We start from the raw sequence: 16,588 nt of genomic DNA, 5'->3' as shown, positions 1-16,588 counted from the left end.
CAAGTCATCGATTGCAACTTTACTAAACTTGACAATATAAACATCTGTAAAGTAAATTGATTATAACATAGGAACAGAGGAAGTTGAAGAATGCCGCGACCAAAAAAAATATCCATGCAAACGATCGCCGATAAGCTGGGCATATCCCGCAATGCGGTTTCGTTGGCGCTTTCTAATAAGAAGGGAATCGGAGAAGAGCTGAGACAGCAAATTATCCAGACCGCCCAAGAGGTTGGATATCCGCTGAATGACGGCCAATCCTCCGTTAGCGCTCCTGTTCTTGTGCTCGTGCCTGAACGAATTATGAGCCATGAGGATAACGAGCATTTTTTGTTTTATCACGATTTGATCTGGGGATTGGACAGCCGGCTTCAGGAGGAAGGCTATAGCGCGGTTATTGTACGAATCAGCATGGCCCAAGAAGAGGAGCGAATCCTCCCCGAGCTGGTTCAGCATATCGACTGTCAGGGGATTATCGCTTTCGGCATATTGGAGAAGGATTATATCTTGAAAGTACAGCAGACCCTTACAAAGCCGATGCTGCTGTTTGATTCCTATTACCGGGATATTGAGGCGTCCGCCGTGACTTCGGCTAATATTGAGGGGGCAAGCTTTGCGGTCAACTCTTTAATTGAAGCGGGTCACAAGCGGATCGGCTGTATTGCGCCGGTTAACCTGACGACCAGTCATGAGGAGCGGTGGTTTGGTTATACGAAGGCCATGCTGGAAAATAACCTGCATCCCGACTTCTCCTTATGCCTGCTGGAGTCGGAGGGCTTTAGCCGGACGCAAGAGGAATTGTCGGCTTATTGCGACCGGTTCGGGGAGGGGGAATACCCGACAGCAGTTTTCTGCGGAAATGACCGGATTGCTCTATTGCTTATGAAAGAGCTGGACAAACGGGGCGTCCACGTACCCGGCCGCGTGTCGGTCATCGGATTCGATGGGCTTGCCATGTCCGCGGAGACGAATCCTCCGTTAACGACGATGGCGGTCAATAAAAAAGCGCTATGCACCGCAGCGGTCGAGGTGCTTGGTCAAATGCTCCGGCAGCCCGATAGTCCCGCTGTGCGCTGCAGTGCCGCGCCCATTCTTCGTATGGGAGGCTCTGTCAGAAGTCTGACATGAGCCTTTTTTTGTTTACATGCTTGCTCCGCTGTTGCGCTCGAACGCGACGATCCACTCGCCTTGCGTTGCGGCATAACCGGTATCGCCTTCTACAACAAGACCGTACAGATTTTTTACATCCAGGAACTCCTGGCGCTCGCCGCTCACGAACTCCAAAGTGATGTAATAATAAGTATGGGACGAGTGACTGACTTGGCCGTCATGATTATGGGAGCTCTGCCTCACGTCCATCCGTTTGGATACAACTTTAGCGAAAGTCGACTCTTTGGGAGAGGCCGCATTTTGCACATACTTAGCACCGCGGTAAATGACGGTTCCGATGACAATAACGAATCCGATTACGATAATAACGGGAATAATAGTGATCATCAGATCGAATCCCATGGGTGATCCAAAGCCGTTGTTCATTCCTTGCTCCTCCGATGCTTCCACGATATGGATATTCAATACGTTGATTGTACGCATGGAGGAGAAGAAAAGTTGCACTTGATCTTGCAATACCGAATATGTTATAAATGGAATGTGACTGATTGACCGGAATTGAATTTTGGTCATTTTACGAAGATTCATGATGGCAGAAAGGAGAGGAGATTGGCACATGTCCATTGACCGCAAAGCGTTAATATTGAAGGCAGCGACGCAGTCGTTTGCGCAATTTGGCTATAAAGCGACCACAATGGATCTGGTGTCCAAGATCGCAAGCGTAGGCAAAGGCACGATCTATACTTTTTTCAAGACGAAGGAAGAGCTGTTCGAAGCAATTCTGAACAAGGCCGAGATCGAATTGAAGGAAGCTATGAACTGCGGTTTCGATATGGAAGGCAGTGATCGTTCCTTTATTCATAGTGTGTTCAGCCTGCTTGATTCTATCCTCGAATTCCGTTCGGATCATGAGCTGTTCGTAAAGCTGGCTCAGGAGGTTAGGGACATCGGCACTGTCCAGGCGCTGGAGGGGATCCGGCGAATGGAGCTATTTGGACTTGAGTTTCTGAAGCAGAAGCTGGACCTTGCGATTGAGAAAGGCGAAGTCAGGGAATGCGATACGACAATCACCTCCTATATGATCTTCCGCTTGTATCTGGGTCTTGCGACGGAATGGAACAAGTCGCATAGCGAGCCGCTTACCAAAGAGCAGATTAAGGAGAACATCGCGATGCTTATTACCAAAGGCATTATGAAGGAATCCCGATCTTAGAAAATTCCAGCCTGTAAAGGGCTGTTTTTTTGGTTCAAAATGACCAAAATACGAATTTAGTCAGTTATTCAACCGAAAGAAGGATGTGTGAACATGAGGCCGATTCAAGTTTTTCTCAAGGACATGAAGACTTTGGCGACCAAAAGAATGCTGCTGCTTTCCTTTATTGGCGTCGCCTTGCTTCCGATGCTGTACAGCAGCATATTGATTGACGGCTCGATGGACCCTTACGGCCAGACGAGCAAGCTTCCCGTAGCCGTTGTTAACCTCGATAAAGGGGCGACTTACGAAGGGAAGACGATGAATGTCGGGAAAGACTTCGTTGACGAATTGAAGAAAAGCGATAATTTCAAATGGGACTTCGTAAATGAAGAGCAGGCGAAGGATGGCATGGAGCATAACGATTACTACATGACTATCACCGTGCCCGGCAATTTTTCCGAAAATGCAGCGACCTTAACGAAGGAAAATCCGGTTCAGGCGGAGCTGATTTTCGAACCGAACAGCCAATATAACTTTGTGGCCGGTCAGATCGGCAACAGTGCAATGAAGGAGTTGCGTTCGAAGCTTAACACGCAAATTACCGAGGCGTATACCCGCAGCATGTTCGAACAAGTTGGAACCATCTCCGACGGTCTGGGCAAAGCGGGAGAAGGCGCAGCCGAATTGAAGGACGGAGCGGGCAAGCTGGAGGACGGCATTACAACGCTGAAGGAAAACCTCAATAAGCTGGCTAGCGGCACCTCCGAGCTGAGCGGCGGCGTATCCAAGCTGTACGATGGCGCTGCAAGCTTAAGTCAAGGCACGAGCCTATTGTCGTCCGGCGCATCAGGCTTAGCCAGCGGTCTGGGGCAATTGTCCGCAGCCGAGCAGCAGCTTGAAAACGGAGCTTCGCAGTCCAAGACTGGCGCGGCCCAGCTCGCAGAAGGACTGAAGGTTTCGAAAGACGGCGCGGCTGCATTGAAGCAAGGATTAACAGCCTCTTCCGCGGCAAGCGGTCAGGTAGCTGAGGGTGCGGACCAGGTTGCAAAAGGACTCGAGCAGCTGATGGCTGGATCGCCGGAGCTGCAGGATAACGAGGCGCTTAAGCAGCTGCTTGCGGCAAGCAAGCAGGTCGCAGCAGGCAGCGCGCAGCTGAAGGAAGGGCAAGAGCAGCTTCTGGCTGGCAGCAGCAAGCTGGCGCAAGGCCAGGAGCAATTATATGCAGGCGCCAATTCGCTTAGCCAAGGCCAGGAAACACTGGCTTCCGGCCTTAAGACCTTTGGCGGGAAGCTGAAGGAAGCGGGAACCGGTGCAGAGCAGCTGGCTGCGGGAGCAAAGGCTGCAAACAGCGGCGCCGCTCAGCTGAAGGATGGACTTGGCAAGCTGTCCGGCGGCGTAGAAGGCATTGCCGACGGCTCGAAGCAGCTGGATCAAGGCGCAGGACAGCTGAAGGACGGCTCGGCGCAGCTCGTGAACGGCTCGGGTGAGCTGGCTGCGAAGCTGAATGATGCCGCTGCGGAGACCGGCAGCATCAAAGATGGCGACAATATCGTAAATATGTTCGCGGAGCCGGTTGTCGTAAAAGAAAACACGGACCACAAGCTTGACCGTTATGGACTTGGTATTGCTCCTTACTTCTTATCGCTGGCGTTGTTTATGGGCGCGCTTGTATATACGACGGTATTCTCGGTGCGCGATTCGTACACCTTGGGCGCATCGCCGATGGGCCGTTTCATGAGCCGCACCTTGACGTATGTGACGATAAGCCTTATGCAGTCCTTGATTGCCGATGCCGTACTCCTGTACGGATTGAAGATTGACGTAACAAGCGTACCGCTCTTTGTATTCTTTACCATTCTTACAAGTCTGGCGTATACGTTTATTATTCAAGCGCTTGTTACTTGGCTGGATAATCCGGGCCGTTTCCTGGTCGTTCTGCTGATGATCTTCCAGCTGACATCAAGCGCGGGCACCTTCCCGCTTGAGCTGCTGCCGGATTGGATGCAGAAGCTGAACCCTTGGCTGCCGATGACTCATGCGATTACCGGCTTCAAGACGATTATCGCAAGCGGCGATTATGCCCTGATGCGCGAGCAGATGCTTGTCCTTGGCGCTTTTGCCGTCGTGTTCCTGGCACTCACCTTCCTGTACTTCAAACGTCAGTCGAAGAACCCTGCCGAGAACGTCAACACAGCTGCGTAAGCTTGGAGGCTGGATAGCCATCTATTAATTGACATGGAACATCCATCCTAGTCCTCTTTTCTCTTACTAGTAAATCGGTTACTATAAATAGAATAAGTAGATAAACGAAGTGGCCGTCATTTGACGGCTTCTTTTCTTTTTTCGTATGGGAGAGTGAGTTCATTGCTATCGTTCTATAAAGATGAAGATTACCGGCGGTCGCCGATGATCGGAATTTGGCTTCTATTGCTTGTGAAATCTGTCCTGTTCCGGATGTTCCTATTCGGAGAACTGCAGTGGAACGGCCTTCTGGCGGATGCGGCGGCCTGGCTGGGGCTGCTACTTATCGTGGAGCTTATTACGGGCTCAAGATGGAGAGGGATCGCGTACTGGGCGGTGAATTTGATTGTGTCCGTCCTGCTGTTTGCGTCAACCGTATACTTCAGTTATTACGGCTCCGTGCCGACGTATACGGCTCTCAAGGCGCTTGATCAAGTCAATCAAATTCAAGACAGCGTGAGATCGCTAATTAAGAGCAGCTATTATATTTATTTTCTGGACCTTTCGATTCTCGCAATCTTGTATATCGTTCGTTTGGTCAGAGGAACCCGGGTTTCGGGGAGAAAAAGAATCGGCCGGCTCCGGCTCGTCATGGGGGGGCTTCTGGTATGTATCGTTGTATTCGTGAGCTTGGTACGTGCCGGAAACGATATTCCGAATGAACTGGAGCAAGCCGAAGGGCTGGGCTTTATCGGGTATCAGGCGGCTGCAGCCTGGAATTACCAGAGCGAGAAGGCGATGGCGAGCAGCGGCGATATCGAACAGACCAAAGCGGATATTAACGAACTGATGTCTTCCTATTCTTATCAGGATCAACCGGGCCAGCCGGCTATTCAATTCGGAACCGCACAGGGGAAAAATGTGATCGTCGTCCAGATGGAAGCTTTTCAGAACTTTCCGCTTCATCTGTCCGTTGGCGGAGTGGAGCTGACGCCCGTGCTGAACAAGCTGGCCGATGAGAGCTATTATTTCCCTCATATTTATCAGCAAATCGGCCAGGGCAATACCTCGGATGCGGAGTTTATGTCGAACACCTCGATTTATCCGACGGGCGAGATTGCCATGTCCACGGGTTACGGCAACCGTGAGCTGCCAAGCATGCCGCGTTTGCTGGAGAGCAAAGGGTATGAAGCCAACACGTTTCACGTAAACGATGTGACGTTCTGGGACCGGAACAAGCTGTATCCGGCGCTTGGATTTAACCATTATTATGACAAGCCATTTTATACGGACGATCATTTTAATGCATTTGGCGCATCGGACGAGGAGCTGTATCGGGTTGCCGTAGACAAGCTGCAGGCGCTGCATGAGCAGAAAAAGCCGTTTTACGCGCAGATGGTGACCGTCTCCAGCCACTTTCCGTTCGAGGTGCCGAAGGATCGGACCGACTTGACCCTTCCAGCCTCGACGGAAGGAACGCAGCTCGGCAACTATTTGCAGGCCATTCATTACACGGACTATGCGCTTGGGACGCTGATTGACCGGCTGAAGGCGAACGGCATGTGGGACGATACCGTGCTTGTTGCGTATGGCGACCACTTTGGCCTGCAGCCGGAGAAAGCCAGCGCGGCGGAGATCAGCCAGCAGCTGGGCATTCATTACGATGACCGGCTCAGCCGGTTCAACATCCCATTGATTATCCATGTTCCGGGTCAGAGCAGTGGCCATGTCGTTGAGCAGCCAGGCGGGCAGCTTGATATTATGCCGACGCTCGCGAATCTGCTGGGCGTGAAGCCCGCGGACGAAGGGGTTGTTCCATTCGGTCATGACCTGTTGAACATCAACCATAACGTATTTGGAATGCGGTATTATCTGCCGACAGGATCGTTCTTCAACAACGATATCCTGTTCGTACCGGGCAAAGGCTTTGACGACGGTACAGCCTACTCGCTCAAAACGATGGAGCCCGTTCAGGACTTCTCGAAGTACAAGAGCGACTACGACTACATCATGAAGCTGATGAGTCTCTCGGACCAGTATGTCCGGCAGTTGCCTAAGAGGGCTCCGTGAGGGGGAATTGTATTTTCGTCTCGACGAAAATGAATCTCCTTCCGGTCGCTGTTGCTTTCACTTTGCCCTGAATAATATTCTAGGTGATGCAAAGTGAAAGCAAAGGCGAGCACTCCGTTCCTCCAGGAGATTCATTTTCTTGTTCCTTTCTACAATTTTAATAAACCACAAAGGGCAGCCATTATTTGGCTGCCCTTTGGTTTTTAAAGAATAGAGAAAAAGCTCGTAGAGAGGTAAATTCCAATAACGATTCCAATGATGCCCGAGATTCTACCCATAACGAGCGAGGCATCGCTTGGCTCGGCATTCTTGAATCGCCAGCCGTATTGCATGTACCAACCCGCTCTCGGATACAACAGATTGAGAATCCCCAAAACAATAAAGATCACGCCCACAAGCTGGAACATAGAAGCTCCTCCATTTCGAATGGAACGGTAACCATCCAGTAGTTGATCTAATCATAATCCAGTACGGATGTAATTGGAATATATAACCAGAACTATTCCGCCGTAAGAAGCGGATGGGGGAGCTGTAACACGAAAAAACCGTCTTATCAGAAAAAGGCAGCCCAGATCATTGGGCTGCCCATTTTTCTGCTTACTCCCACCGTCGGAGTAGGAGGAGTGAAGGAAGTGTATCTCCTGGAAGAAGCGTATGCTTTCGAAGCAGCTTTCTTTCAGAAAGCTTTTAAACGCTCGCCTTTGAAATCGTGGGAAAACCATTAAGGTTAAATTCCAATCCCACGATTTCAATAGCGACTGGAAGGAGATACATTTTCGGAATGACGGCGTAATCCGGCACCATTCCGTCATCCTTCCCTTAATTCTGCTCCCGACGGAACCCTTCTTCTTTCATGTATTCCTCAACCTCGCCGTACGCTTCAAACGCCATCTCGAGATTAAGACCGGAATAGACGTACCACATATCGTCTTCCCATTTTACGGTCAGGCTTTGATTCTCCTCGTTGGTCCATAGCTGGTCTTTCTTCTTGCGATTGCGCGACGGCTTGGGAGCCGGCTCTTCCTCGCGTACGGAGAGCGAATCGATCGATTGGCGGAGCAGCGTCCGAAGCTGAAGCTCGTTGTAGTCGCGGATATTGATCATGCCTTTATCGTCCTGGCTGAAGTTGCGCAGCAGCCCGGCATACACGAAGCCGTTACCGTTCGGGTGCAGGTGGTACACGACATTTTTACGGTCATATAAGCTATTCTCGAATTGGAAGTTCACGCGTCCCAAAGATACATCAGTCCGGGTCAGCTCCGGGAACGATTCAATAACAGCCAGCTTTTCGTCAAAAGTTAACATAACATCCTCCATTATCTATCCAAAATGTGCTTCGGCTATTATAGCACAAGCTTCTGCCGCATACGAAGCGGCTTTCCCGACTGTGCGCGGCAACTAAAGAGGCATGCCCCGGTTTAGTCACCGCCACAAAGTTATCCCCGGCTCGTTTACTCCTCGCGCGGCTCTGACTAAGATAAGGGAAACGAAGGGAGCGAGAGAGAATGAAGCAGGATCATACGTTTTATTTGAAATATTGCATAGAGGTGTCCCGCAGGTCGAGAGAGAACGGCAATACGCCGTTTGGCGCGATTCTTGTGAACGAGCGGGGCGAGATTGTCATGGAGCAGGAGAACGTCGAGATTACGGAAAGACGGTGCACCGGCCATGCCGAAACCGCGCTGATGGAGAAAGCCTCCCGTCAATACGAGCATCATGAACTGTGGAACTACACCCTTTACACTACCTTTGAGCCATGCGCGATGTGCTCTGGTGCTATCTATTGGGGCAATGTTGGAAAAGTAGTCTACGCGGCGACGGAGGAAGCGCTGCTGAAGCTGACGGGCGATCATGAGCAGAATCCGACGTTTAATCTGCCTTGCCGGGATATTTTCTCCAAAGGCCAGAAGCCAATTGAGGTGATTGGGCCTTTCCCCGAGCTTGAAGAAGAGGTTGTAGCCGTGCACAAAGGGTACTGGGACTAAAATCTAACAGAAGCTGCCGGACGATCGCCCTAACGGGAGGTCGTCTTTTTTGTCCTTGCCCTGCATAAGCATGTAGAGGTACGGGCTTACGAAGCAAGAATTTCCACAACCGGCCAAAACATGGCCAATTATGTGGCAATTCTTTGGTCGATGCTTACGAAGTAAGAATTCCCGCAACTGGCCTAAACATGGCCAATTATGTGGCAATTCTTTGGTCGATGCTTACGAAGTAAGAATTTCCACAACCGGCCAAAACATGGCCAATTATGTGGCAATTCTTTGGTCGATGCTTACGAAGCAAGAATTTCCACAACCGGCCTAAACATGGCCAATTATGTGGCAATTCTTTTTAGGAGGCGATGGAAGTGACGAAATGGGGACGAAGGGGTTGGATGCTTCGGTCACTTGGCCTGAGCCGGCAGCAGCTATGGTCTAACCGCCCTTTTGCGAAGGTGAAGCGGGTCAGCTGGGGCAGCAAAATCTCTGCTTCGGGCAGCGCGCCAAAGCCATGGGGATCAAGCAAATGGCGGTCACCGCGAAAGCCAAAGCCAGCGGGGTACTGGGGCGGAATGTGGCAGCCGCGCAAACGCCCGGTCAGACCGCCCGGAAGAGGCATCAAAACAATGAGCATCAGCTCGGTAGGAAGCGGAGGCGGAGGAACGAGGCTGAAATCCGGCAAACGGCGTACCAAGCTATGGATTATCGTTACTGTACTTATCCTTCTTATTGGAACTCTTCAATCCCTTGTTTATATCGAAAAGCATCTGCGTCCGCCTCTTATGAAGGTTGCTCAGCTGCGGATCAAGCAGGTCGCTACACAGGCGATTAATAAGGCCACGACGGATGAGGTTGTCAGCAATGCCGATTTCGAGAAGCTTATCGATTGGAAAATGAACAGCGACGGCAAAGTATCCGGTTTTATGCTGAACTATGCCGAGCATACAAAGATCCGGTCTGAGACGATCAAGACGGTGCAGGCAACGCTTGACGAGCTGAAGGAGATTCCCGAGCATATCCCGGTCGGCAACGCGCTTGGCAGTGCGCTGATCTCGACGTACGGTCCAAGAATTCCGGTCAAGTTCGAGCCGGTTGGAGCCGTGAAGGTGGACCTGAACACGCGCCAGACGAATGCCGGCATCAATATGATTTTGATCGAGGTGTACATTCATATCGTATCAGAGGTTGCCATTATCGTGCCGTTTGAGACGGATCCGCAAATCGTGGAGACTGAAATTCCGATCTCGTATCTCCTCGTAGTTGGCGACGTGCCCATGTATTACTACGATAATGAAGGCAAGGCGGTTGGCGAATCGGCGCCGAATGCTCCGAATATCTCGCTGCCAATGTCGAAGGGCCAAGGGGTTACCCAGCCTTCGGACGGAAGCATGCTGAAGGAGCAGCTGGATTCGGGCGAATCCCCGCTGCCTACAAGCAGCGGCAACAATTCGACTAATAACGCAGGCAATGCCAATGCGGGAGGCGGCGGATAAAAAAGGGGCATCCCAAAAGGTCCAATCGAATTGGCCTTTGGGATTGCCCCTTTATCTGTTTGCAGCTTTTAACCGGTTCCGCTCATCCTGTTCCCACCGTCGCAGGAGCGGATACGGATCAAATGCCCATTCGATAAGCCCGCGGTCGCGATAAACCCCGTAATGCAGATGCGGCGGGAATTTGCCTTGCGTCCCGGGTTTGCCGTAACCGGAGCTGCCAACCCAACCGATCGTTTGACCAGGTTTTACAATCGTACCTATGCCGATGGTCTTATCGAATCCGGACAAATGGGCGTAATAGTGATAGTAGTTATTCAAATCGCGAATACCGATCCGCCAGCCTCCGTAAGGATTCCACCCTTTTATCTCCACGACGCCATAGCAGGTGCTGCGGACAGGAATGCCGTGATTGGCGAAAATGTCGGTTCCTTCGTGAGTCCGCCGTCCTCCCCAGCCGCGGGCGTTGCCCCAGGTGCTGCGGTACGAATAATTATTTCCGACCGGGACGGGAAACGCATGCTCATACAAGTCCAGACGTCCGAAGGTAGCGTAAATATTGGAAAACTGCTGAATACGCTGCACAGCCCTGCTATTATGGTAATATTCCCATACGCCAATGGAGAAATCGTCTTCCGTAGACCCGCCATACTGAAGCAGTCTGTTCGCTACGGAATACAGCAGGTCGAGATCGTTGTTGCGGTTGGCAAAGCCGTCTCCGTCTCCGTCGCGGCCAATGCCGTTGAACCACTGAATCGAAGCCGGTACGTTATCGGACGAATCCGGATTAAGCGGGCCGGCCCATTGCTCCTCGTCGATATAGATGCCAACGATACTGCCCAATTGAGGGCGGGCTTTTGGCCGGGCTTTCGACAACGTACGCTCGTATTGGTCGACGGCAGCGATACGGTACCAAGGAATGCCGGTAACGGTGCTTAGCCTGTCGTAAAGCTGCTGTCTGCTGGTTAGGGAATCAACTTCTCCTTCCGAGGATTGGGATTGAGCAGGTTTGGCGTTACCGGCATTTGAGTTCGTGTTTTGATTCGGATTTGCATAGCCTGTTTGCCCGGATATTAGCATGGAAGCGACAACGGCAGCTAAGGCAATAGAAAAAGTCTGTTTCAATCGTTCCACCCTTTCGAAAGCTCGAAGCAATATTCGTTATGTTTTGCAAATCATTGGATTTTATCCGAACTATGCTATAATAAACGGTGAGATTCGACTGTCCAATTGAAAGTGAAAGCAGGGAATTCCAGATGAAATCAAGCAAAGAAAAATTGAAAAAGCCGGACTGGCTTAAAATAAAGCTTACAACCGAAGGCAACTACACCGAAATCAAAGACATGATGCGTACCAAAACGCTCCATACCGTCTGCGAGGAAGCGCGTTGCCCGAATATTTACGAGTGCTGGGCCAACCGTACGGCAACCTTTATGATTTTGGGGGATATTTGTACGCGCGCCTGCCGCTTCTGTGCCGTGAAGACAGGCCTTCCTACGGAGCTTGATCTGCAAGAGCCGCAACGCGTAGCGGAAGCAGCCGAGCAAATGGGACTTCGCCACTGCGTAGTGACATCCGTTGCCCGCGATGATTTGGCCGATGGCGGCGCTTCGATATTTGCCGGTACGATCAAGGCTATTCGTGAGCGGATGCCATTCACTCGCGTAGAAGTATTGATTCCTGATTTTATGGGTAACGAAGAGTCGCTGAAGATCGTTATGGATGCGAAGCCGGACATTCTGAACCATAACATCGAGACCGTTGAGCGGATGTCGAACCGCGTGCGCGCGAAAGCGAAATACAGAAGATCTCTGGAGCTTCTGAGACGAGCGAAGGAAATGAATCCGAAGATTCCGACGAAATCCAGCATTATGCTTGGCGTTGGCGAGACTTACGAAGAAGTATTGCAGGCAATGGATGATCTTCGTGCGGTAGACTGCAACATTTTGACGCTGGGTCAATATTTGCAGCCTACGCCGAATCACATGCCGATTGAACGTTACGTGCACCCGGATGAGTTCAAAAGCTTGAAGGAAGAAGGCTACAAACGCGGATTCCGTCATGTCGAGTCGGGGCCGCTGGTACGGAGCTCCTATCATGCCCATGAGCAGACGGATTCGGCTGCCGAAGCAGAGGGACGCGAGCTTAGCAACGTATAGCTTCTATTGGGGAATTCGAAAGAGGGGAAACGGGATTGATCCAAATTGGCGGCAAAATATATGAACTAATCCATGAAAATCGCAACGGCTGGAACGCGGACGCGTTCAAGGATCGTTACAGCGAGGTTTTGGAACGTTACGATTTTATTATTGGCGACTGGGGGTACAGCCAGCTGCGCCTGAAGGGCTTTTTCCGCGATAATCATATGAAAGCAACGAAGGACAGCGCGTACTCCGGAATGTCCGATTATATTAACGAATACTGCAATTTCGGCTGTGCGTATTTCGTTCTGGAGAAGACCGGTACGGCTGCAAAATCTCCGGATGAAGAAGCGGGAGATGAGCAGGAAGCTTCTTCGAAACAAGATACCCATGGGCAGGACAAGAATGATGCCGAGGACGAGCAGGAGGTTGGCGCTTCCTCGCTTGCTGATGCCGTTCTGGCTGGTGCCGCGGCAGCCGCAAGGGAAAGCGCAGCTGCGGGCAGAGGCGGACGTCACGCTGAGGATTCACAACAGCAGCAGCCATCCCGACAGCATGGCCATCATCAGCAACGCAGCGGGAAAGATCAGCATCGCAGAAGCTATCGTCCTAACAGCAAGAAGCCGATTAGACCGGCTGCGAACAAGGATGTCGCCGCAGCATCCGAGCAAGCAGCCGTTCATTCTCCGTCCGGTCAGAAGCGTGGAGAGCGTGGAGAGCGGGATAGAAACAAGGAGAATAATAAAGAAAACAACAAAGAGCAAGGAAGCCGTCAATAAACATAACGAAAGGGCTGTCCGCAGGTCATCGAGACCAGTGGACAGCCCTTTTTCACCACAATAGAATTTACAAGTTCCACGAAAGGTGGAAACTGAAATTCTATTTGGCGATAAAACCTACCTCTAAACGCGGTCGATCATCTTCGAGGGACTTCGATAGAGGTTTTCTCACATATCAACAAACGCATCGCGGACGCGGTTCCAGAACGGGAACGGACGGTACCTTGCAAAGCTGACTTTGCGGGTAGAGACGCTGCAGCGGATGGAACGGATATCGGTCCGTTGAAGGCTCAGATGATCGATCGTAAGCAGCAAGCGCTGTTCCTTTTTCGATATAATATCGCAATGATGATGCTGCGGCAGCAGGAACGACGATCCAAGCGTCCGGTACACGCGATTGTTAATCGACGCGATCTCTGCAATCTGAAGCGATTCAATGGACGGGTGAACGATAGCGCCGCCGACGCTCTTGTTATAAGCGGTGCTCCCCGACGGGGTGGAAATAACGATCCCGTCGCCCCGGAACATTTCGAAGGACTCATCGTTAACGCTAAGCTGCACGACGAGTGTAGCGTCAACGCCCTTTAACGTGAATTCGTTTAATGCCAGGTAGTAAAAGTTTTGCTCATCGGTTTCCACCGCGATTTCCGCAAGCGGATAACGGACGAGATGGGGCGTTTCTTCCGCCATCAAGGTGACAAGCGTCTCTAATTCATCTGCTTTCCAGTCGGCGTAAAAGCCCAGATGGCCCGTATGAATGCCAACAAAGGATACATCGGTTACCCGGTCGGTATATTTGTGGAAAGCCTGGAGCAGCGTTCCGTCTCCGCCGATGGACACAATGATGTCCGGCATGTCGTCATGACGCGTAAGTCCGCGTTCTGCCGCCAGTTGATGGAACCGCTCCGCCAATGATTTCGATAATTGATCGCCACGATCGATGACTGCATATTTCAAGAAATTTAAACCCCTTCCGGCCTATTGCAAAGATACTAATGATGATATAGGAATATGGCTTCAAATTCAACGCCGATACAAAAGTTTAAGGTGCGAGCCATCCCCACAGCAGATAAACGAGAGCAACGGAGATAAAAGCATGAGCCAGACGGGCCAGCATAAGCGGCATGTATCGCAGGTCCGTACGGCTTAGCAGGCTTAGCACCTGGGCATGCACGGAAAGCCCTCCCCAGGACAAGATCCAAGCGGCAATAGCGGCTTGATGCATCAATCCGGTACCTGCTTCCCCCGCAGCCCGCGCGCCAAGGGTTACCTCGAATAAGCCAAACACGATGGCGTCGGCAAGCTTTGCCGGAAGCCCAACAGCGCCGAACAATAACCGCAGCCCTTCGGCCAATGCCTCAACGACCCCCGCATGAGTGAGCAGCTCCATCACAACGGAGAAAAAAACGACAAGTCCGCCTACAACCATCATGAGGCGCAGCGCGGATTGAATGCTGTCCTGCAGCAGCTTGCCGAGACTTCGTCCATCCATAAGCCTGGCTTCATGCATGGCTTTGGTTGCTTCAACCAGCCGGGAGCTCCGGCGCGAAGGCGCCCGCCTTAAGGATTCGGTAACCGGCTCGTGGCGGTCATGGAACCGCATGAGAAGTCCGATAATAAAAGCTCCGCCATAGTGGGCGGCTGCAAGCACGGGAGCGAGTGCGGCATTATGGAAAAAACCGACCGACACCGCACCGATCAGAAAGATCGGATCCGATGTTGTCGTAAAAGCGACAAGCCGCTCGCCTTCGGCGCGTTTGACAAGGCCTTGCTCCCATAGCTGGGCGGTAAGCCTTGCCCCGACCGGATAGCCGGATACATACCCCATCGTAACGACGAAGCTTCCGATGCCCGGCAGGCGGAATAAAGGCCTCATTAGCGGATCTAGCAGCTTGCCGAAGAAATGGACAATCCCAAAACCGAGCAGCAGCTCGGAAATGACGAAGAAAGGGAAAAGGGCCGGGAATAAGACCTGCCACCATATCGATAATCCCCGCAGCGCCGACTCGAGCGTTTGGGAGGGGAACACGGCCATCAGCAGGACGATGAGCAAGGCGATAAGGCCGGTTATCGAAGCCGGCCGGGTAAGCGTTCGGAGCATGGATGCGTCCTCCTTTGGACTTTTGAACATGCGGAAAAGCAAAATGTACAACCCCTACATGAGGTATATGAAGAAAGGTGGACATCCTTCACTATAGGCGTGGTTTTAGCGCCAAAAAAATTTTTTCATAATTCTAAGAAAACGCTTGCAAAAAGGGCTGGACGGTCCGTTTTTTTATGTTACAATGGAGGTACCTTTGAAGGCTTGGAGTGATGATAATGAGTATAATCGCTGGCATTCTGGTCTGTGCGTTTGTGTATGTCATCCGAGAATCACTGACAGCACCGGGAGAAGAGGACTACGAAGGTTAATCGTTGCAGCTAATCAATAATAATCCCGCATTGGTGACGATGCGGGGTTTTTTTTGTGTTATAATACTAAATACCTACATGATGGAGATGAAATTGACGATGAATAGGAATATAAGCCTTTATGAAGCAATTGGTGGAGCTGAGACTTTAAGACGAATCGTTGAGTCTTTTTACCCTAAGGTGCAGGCGCATGAGCTGCTTGGTCCACTATTTCCGGAAAACATCATCCCCGTTATGGAGAAGCAGATTATGTTTTTGACTCAGTTTTTTGGAGGACCTACGCTGTTTTCCGATGAATACGGCCATCCAATGATGCGGGCGCGGCATATGCCTTTTCCGATTACGCCGAAGCATGCGGAAGCCTGGCTTGATTGCATGAAGCGGGCACTGCAAGAGGCTTCCGGCCTCGATGAAGAGCTTCAAGCGTACATTATTGAGAGACTGTCAGGTCCGGCCAACCATTTTGTGAACACACCTGAATAGGAGATGGATGGGTATGGAGCCGCTCTATCAGACAAAGATGAATTGCATTTGCTGTGAGACCATCTTTACGACATCACGGGTTCGCCCAAGCTTTAAAAAAGCGGTGGCTATCGATTCTGATTTTTGCGGTTATTACCGGGCGGAAGCAAATCCGGAGTTTTATGTGGTCCGGGTCTGTCCGACTTGCGGATTTGCAACAACGGAGAATGGTACGCAAAGGCTTACCGAGCGGCAGCGCAACAATTATTTGGAGCAGATTGGCTCACGCTGGACTCCTTATGATTACGGAGGCGAACGCGATGCGGCGCAGGCGATGAAGGTGTACAAGCTGGCCTTATTGTCGGCGCAGGCGGTTGAGGAAAAGCCAAGAGTTATAGCGGGTATTTTGCATCATATTGCATGGTTATACCGTTACGAGGGAAATCAGCAGGAGGAGCTGCGATTTATGCGGTTCGCTCTCCAAGCATATATCAAGGTCTACGAGGAAGAAGGCTCGCAATTAAACAATGCGAAGCTGATGTACATAATCGGAGAACTCAACCGGCGAACGGGCGAGCTGTCGGAAGCGGTGAAATGGTTCTCGCGTATTGTCAGCGACAAACGCATTATGGATGAGGCGATGATCCGTCGGAGCCGCGAGCAGTGGCAGCTTATTCGGGAACAGCTGGAGCAGGGGCAGCCGGTATCCCCGGCCGCAGCGACGGGAGATACTGAGTCTCCCGTGCAAACGACGGCATAATTGGCT

Annotated in this window: 16 protein-coding genes; 10 read left to right on the top strand and 6 right to left on the bottom strand. The window is 51.4% G+C overall.

Annotated elements, in window-relative coordinates:
• The first annotated feature begins 90 nt into the window (after positions 1 to 90).
• On the top strand, positions 91 to 1,128 hold the full coding sequence (locus tag WFJ73_RS19805) for a substrate-binding domain-containing protein (protein WP_336774686.1): 1,038 nt from the start codon (positions 91 to 93) through the stop codon (positions 1,126 to 1,128).
• Positions 1,129 to 1,140: 12 nt separating this feature from the next.
• Here the strand turns inward: WFJ73_RS19805 and WFJ73_RS19800 are convergent, their stop codons facing one another.
• On the bottom strand, positions 1,141 to 1,536 hold the full coding sequence (locus tag WFJ73_RS19800) for a DUF2500 domain-containing protein (protein ID WP_336774685.1): 396 nt from the start codon (positions 1,534 to 1,536) through the stop codon (positions 1,141 to 1,143).
• Positions 1,537 to 1,726: 190 nt separating this feature from the next.
• Between WFJ73_RS19800 and WFJ73_RS19795 the strand changes: the two genes are divergently transcribed.
• From WFJ73_RS19795 to WFJ73_RS19785, 3 genes are all read left to right on the top strand, one after another.
• On the top strand, positions 1,727 to 2,323 hold the full coding sequence (locus WFJ73_RS19795) for a TetR/AcrR family transcriptional regulator (protein WP_336774684.1): 597 nt from the start codon (positions 1,727 to 1,729) through the stop codon (positions 2,321 to 2,323).
• A gap of 93 nt (positions 2,324 to 2,416) precedes the next feature.
• A complete protein-coding gene (locus WFJ73_RS19790; RefSeq protein ID WP_336774683.1) occupies positions 2,417 to 4,507 on the top strand; it encodes a YhgE/Pip domain-containing protein in 2,091 nt (696 codons plus the stop codon).
• A 204-nt stretch (positions 4,508 to 4,711) separates the two neighbouring features.
• On the top strand, positions 4,712 to 6,556 hold the full coding sequence (locus WFJ73_RS19785; protein WP_336774774.1) for an LTA synthase family protein: 1,845 nt from the start codon (positions 4,712 to 4,714) through the stop codon (positions 6,554 to 6,556).
• 203 nt (positions 6,557 to 6,759) lie between these two features.
• Here WFJ73_RS19785 and WFJ73_RS19780 read toward each other — a convergent pair whose 3' ends face one another.
• Together WFJ73_RS19780 and WFJ73_RS19775 are read right to left on the bottom strand one after the other, a co-directional pair.
• The gene (locus WFJ73_RS19780) at positions 6,760 to 6,963 is read right to left on the bottom strand and encodes a DUF6199 family natural product biosynthesis protein (RefSeq protein ID WP_336774682.1); all 204 of its coding nucleotides are present in this window, start codon (positions 6,961 to 6,963) and stop codon (positions 6,760 to 6,762) included.
• Between the two features lie 412 nt (positions 6,964 to 7,375).
• On the bottom strand, positions 7,376 to 7,861 hold the full coding sequence (locus tag WFJ73_RS19775) for a hypothetical protein (protein WP_336774681.1): 486 nt from the start codon (positions 7,859 to 7,861) through the stop codon (positions 7,376 to 7,378).
• A 200-nt stretch (positions 7,862 to 8,061) separates the two neighbouring features.
• On the opposite strand from WFJ73_RS19775, the gene WFJ73_RS19770 reads away from it, so the two are divergent.
• Complete coding sequence (locus WFJ73_RS19770; RefSeq protein ID WP_336774680.1) at positions 8,062 to 8,541, top strand: nucleoside deaminase; 480 nt, start codon at positions 8,062 to 8,064, stop codon at positions 8,539 to 8,541.
• A gap of 365 nt (positions 8,542 to 8,906) precedes the next feature.
• Entirely contained in the window at positions 8,907 to 10,031 is a 1,125-nt protein-coding gene (gene yunB, locus WFJ73_RS19765; protein ID WP_336774679.1) for a sporulation protein YunB, read from the top strand.
• A 51-nt stretch (positions 10,032 to 10,082) separates the two neighbouring features.
• Here the strand turns inward: yunB and WFJ73_RS19760 are convergent, their stop codons facing one another.
• The gene (locus WFJ73_RS19760) at positions 10,083 to 11,108 is read right to left on the bottom strand and encodes a M23 family metallopeptidase (protein WP_442955971.1); all 1,026 of its coding nucleotides are present in this window, start codon (positions 11,106 to 11,108) and stop codon (positions 10,083 to 10,085) included.
• 176 nt (positions 11,109 to 11,284) lie between these two features.
• On the opposite strand from WFJ73_RS19760, the gene lipA reads away from it, so the two are divergent.
• Together lipA and WFJ73_RS19750 are read left to right on the top strand one after the other, a co-directional pair.
• Positions 11,285 to 12,187: a lipoyl synthase gene (lipA, locus tag WFJ73_RS19755; RefSeq protein ID WP_336774677.1), complete on the top strand. Its 903-nt coding sequence runs from the start codon at positions 11,285 to 11,287 to the stop codon at positions 12,185 to 12,187.
• A gap of 35 nt (positions 12,188 to 12,222) precedes the next feature.
• Entirely contained in the window at positions 12,223 to 12,948 is a 726-nt protein-coding gene (locus WFJ73_RS19750; protein WP_336774676.1) for a YutD family protein, read from the top strand.
• Between the two features lie 168 nt (positions 12,949 to 13,116).
• On the opposite strand, the gene WFJ73_RS19745 is transcribed toward WFJ73_RS19750, so the two are convergent.
• Both WFJ73_RS19745 and ylbJ read right to left on the bottom strand, forming a co-directional pair.
• Positions 13,117 to 13,905: an NAD kinase gene (locus tag WFJ73_RS19745; protein ID WP_201006145.1), complete on the bottom strand. Its 789-nt coding sequence runs from the start codon at positions 13,903 to 13,905 to the stop codon at positions 13,117 to 13,119.
• Positions 13,906 to 13,990: 85 nt separating this feature from the next.
• Positions 13,991 to 15,049, bottom strand: a complete 1,059-nt coding sequence (gene ylbJ / locus WFJ73_RS19740) for a sporulation integral membrane protein YlbJ (protein WP_336774675.1) — start codon at positions 15,047 to 15,049, stop codon at positions 13,991 to 13,993.
• 410 nt (positions 15,050 to 15,459) lie between these two features.
• On the opposite strand from ylbJ, the gene WFJ73_RS19735 reads away from it, so the two are divergent.
• The gene (locus tag WFJ73_RS19735; RefSeq protein WP_041613309.1) at positions 15,460 to 15,843 is read left to right on the top strand and encodes a globin domain-containing protein; all 384 of its coding nucleotides are present in this window, start codon (positions 15,460 to 15,462) and stop codon (positions 15,841 to 15,843) included.
• Positions 15,844 to 15,856: 13 nt separating this feature from the next.
• Entirely contained in the window at positions 15,857 to 16,582 is a 726-nt protein-coding gene (locus tag WFJ73_RS19730) for a DUF2225 domain-containing protein (protein WP_336774674.1), read from the top strand.
• The last annotated feature ends 6 nt before the right edge of the window (positions 16,583 to 16,588 follow it).

Source organism: Paenibacillus sp. MMO-58, from assembly GCF_037146255.1.
Taxonomy (GTDB): domain Bacteria; phylum Bacillota; class Bacilli; order Paenibacillales; family Paenibacillaceae; genus Pristimantibacillus.
This window is presented reverse-complemented; position numbering and strand designations above follow the sequence as displayed.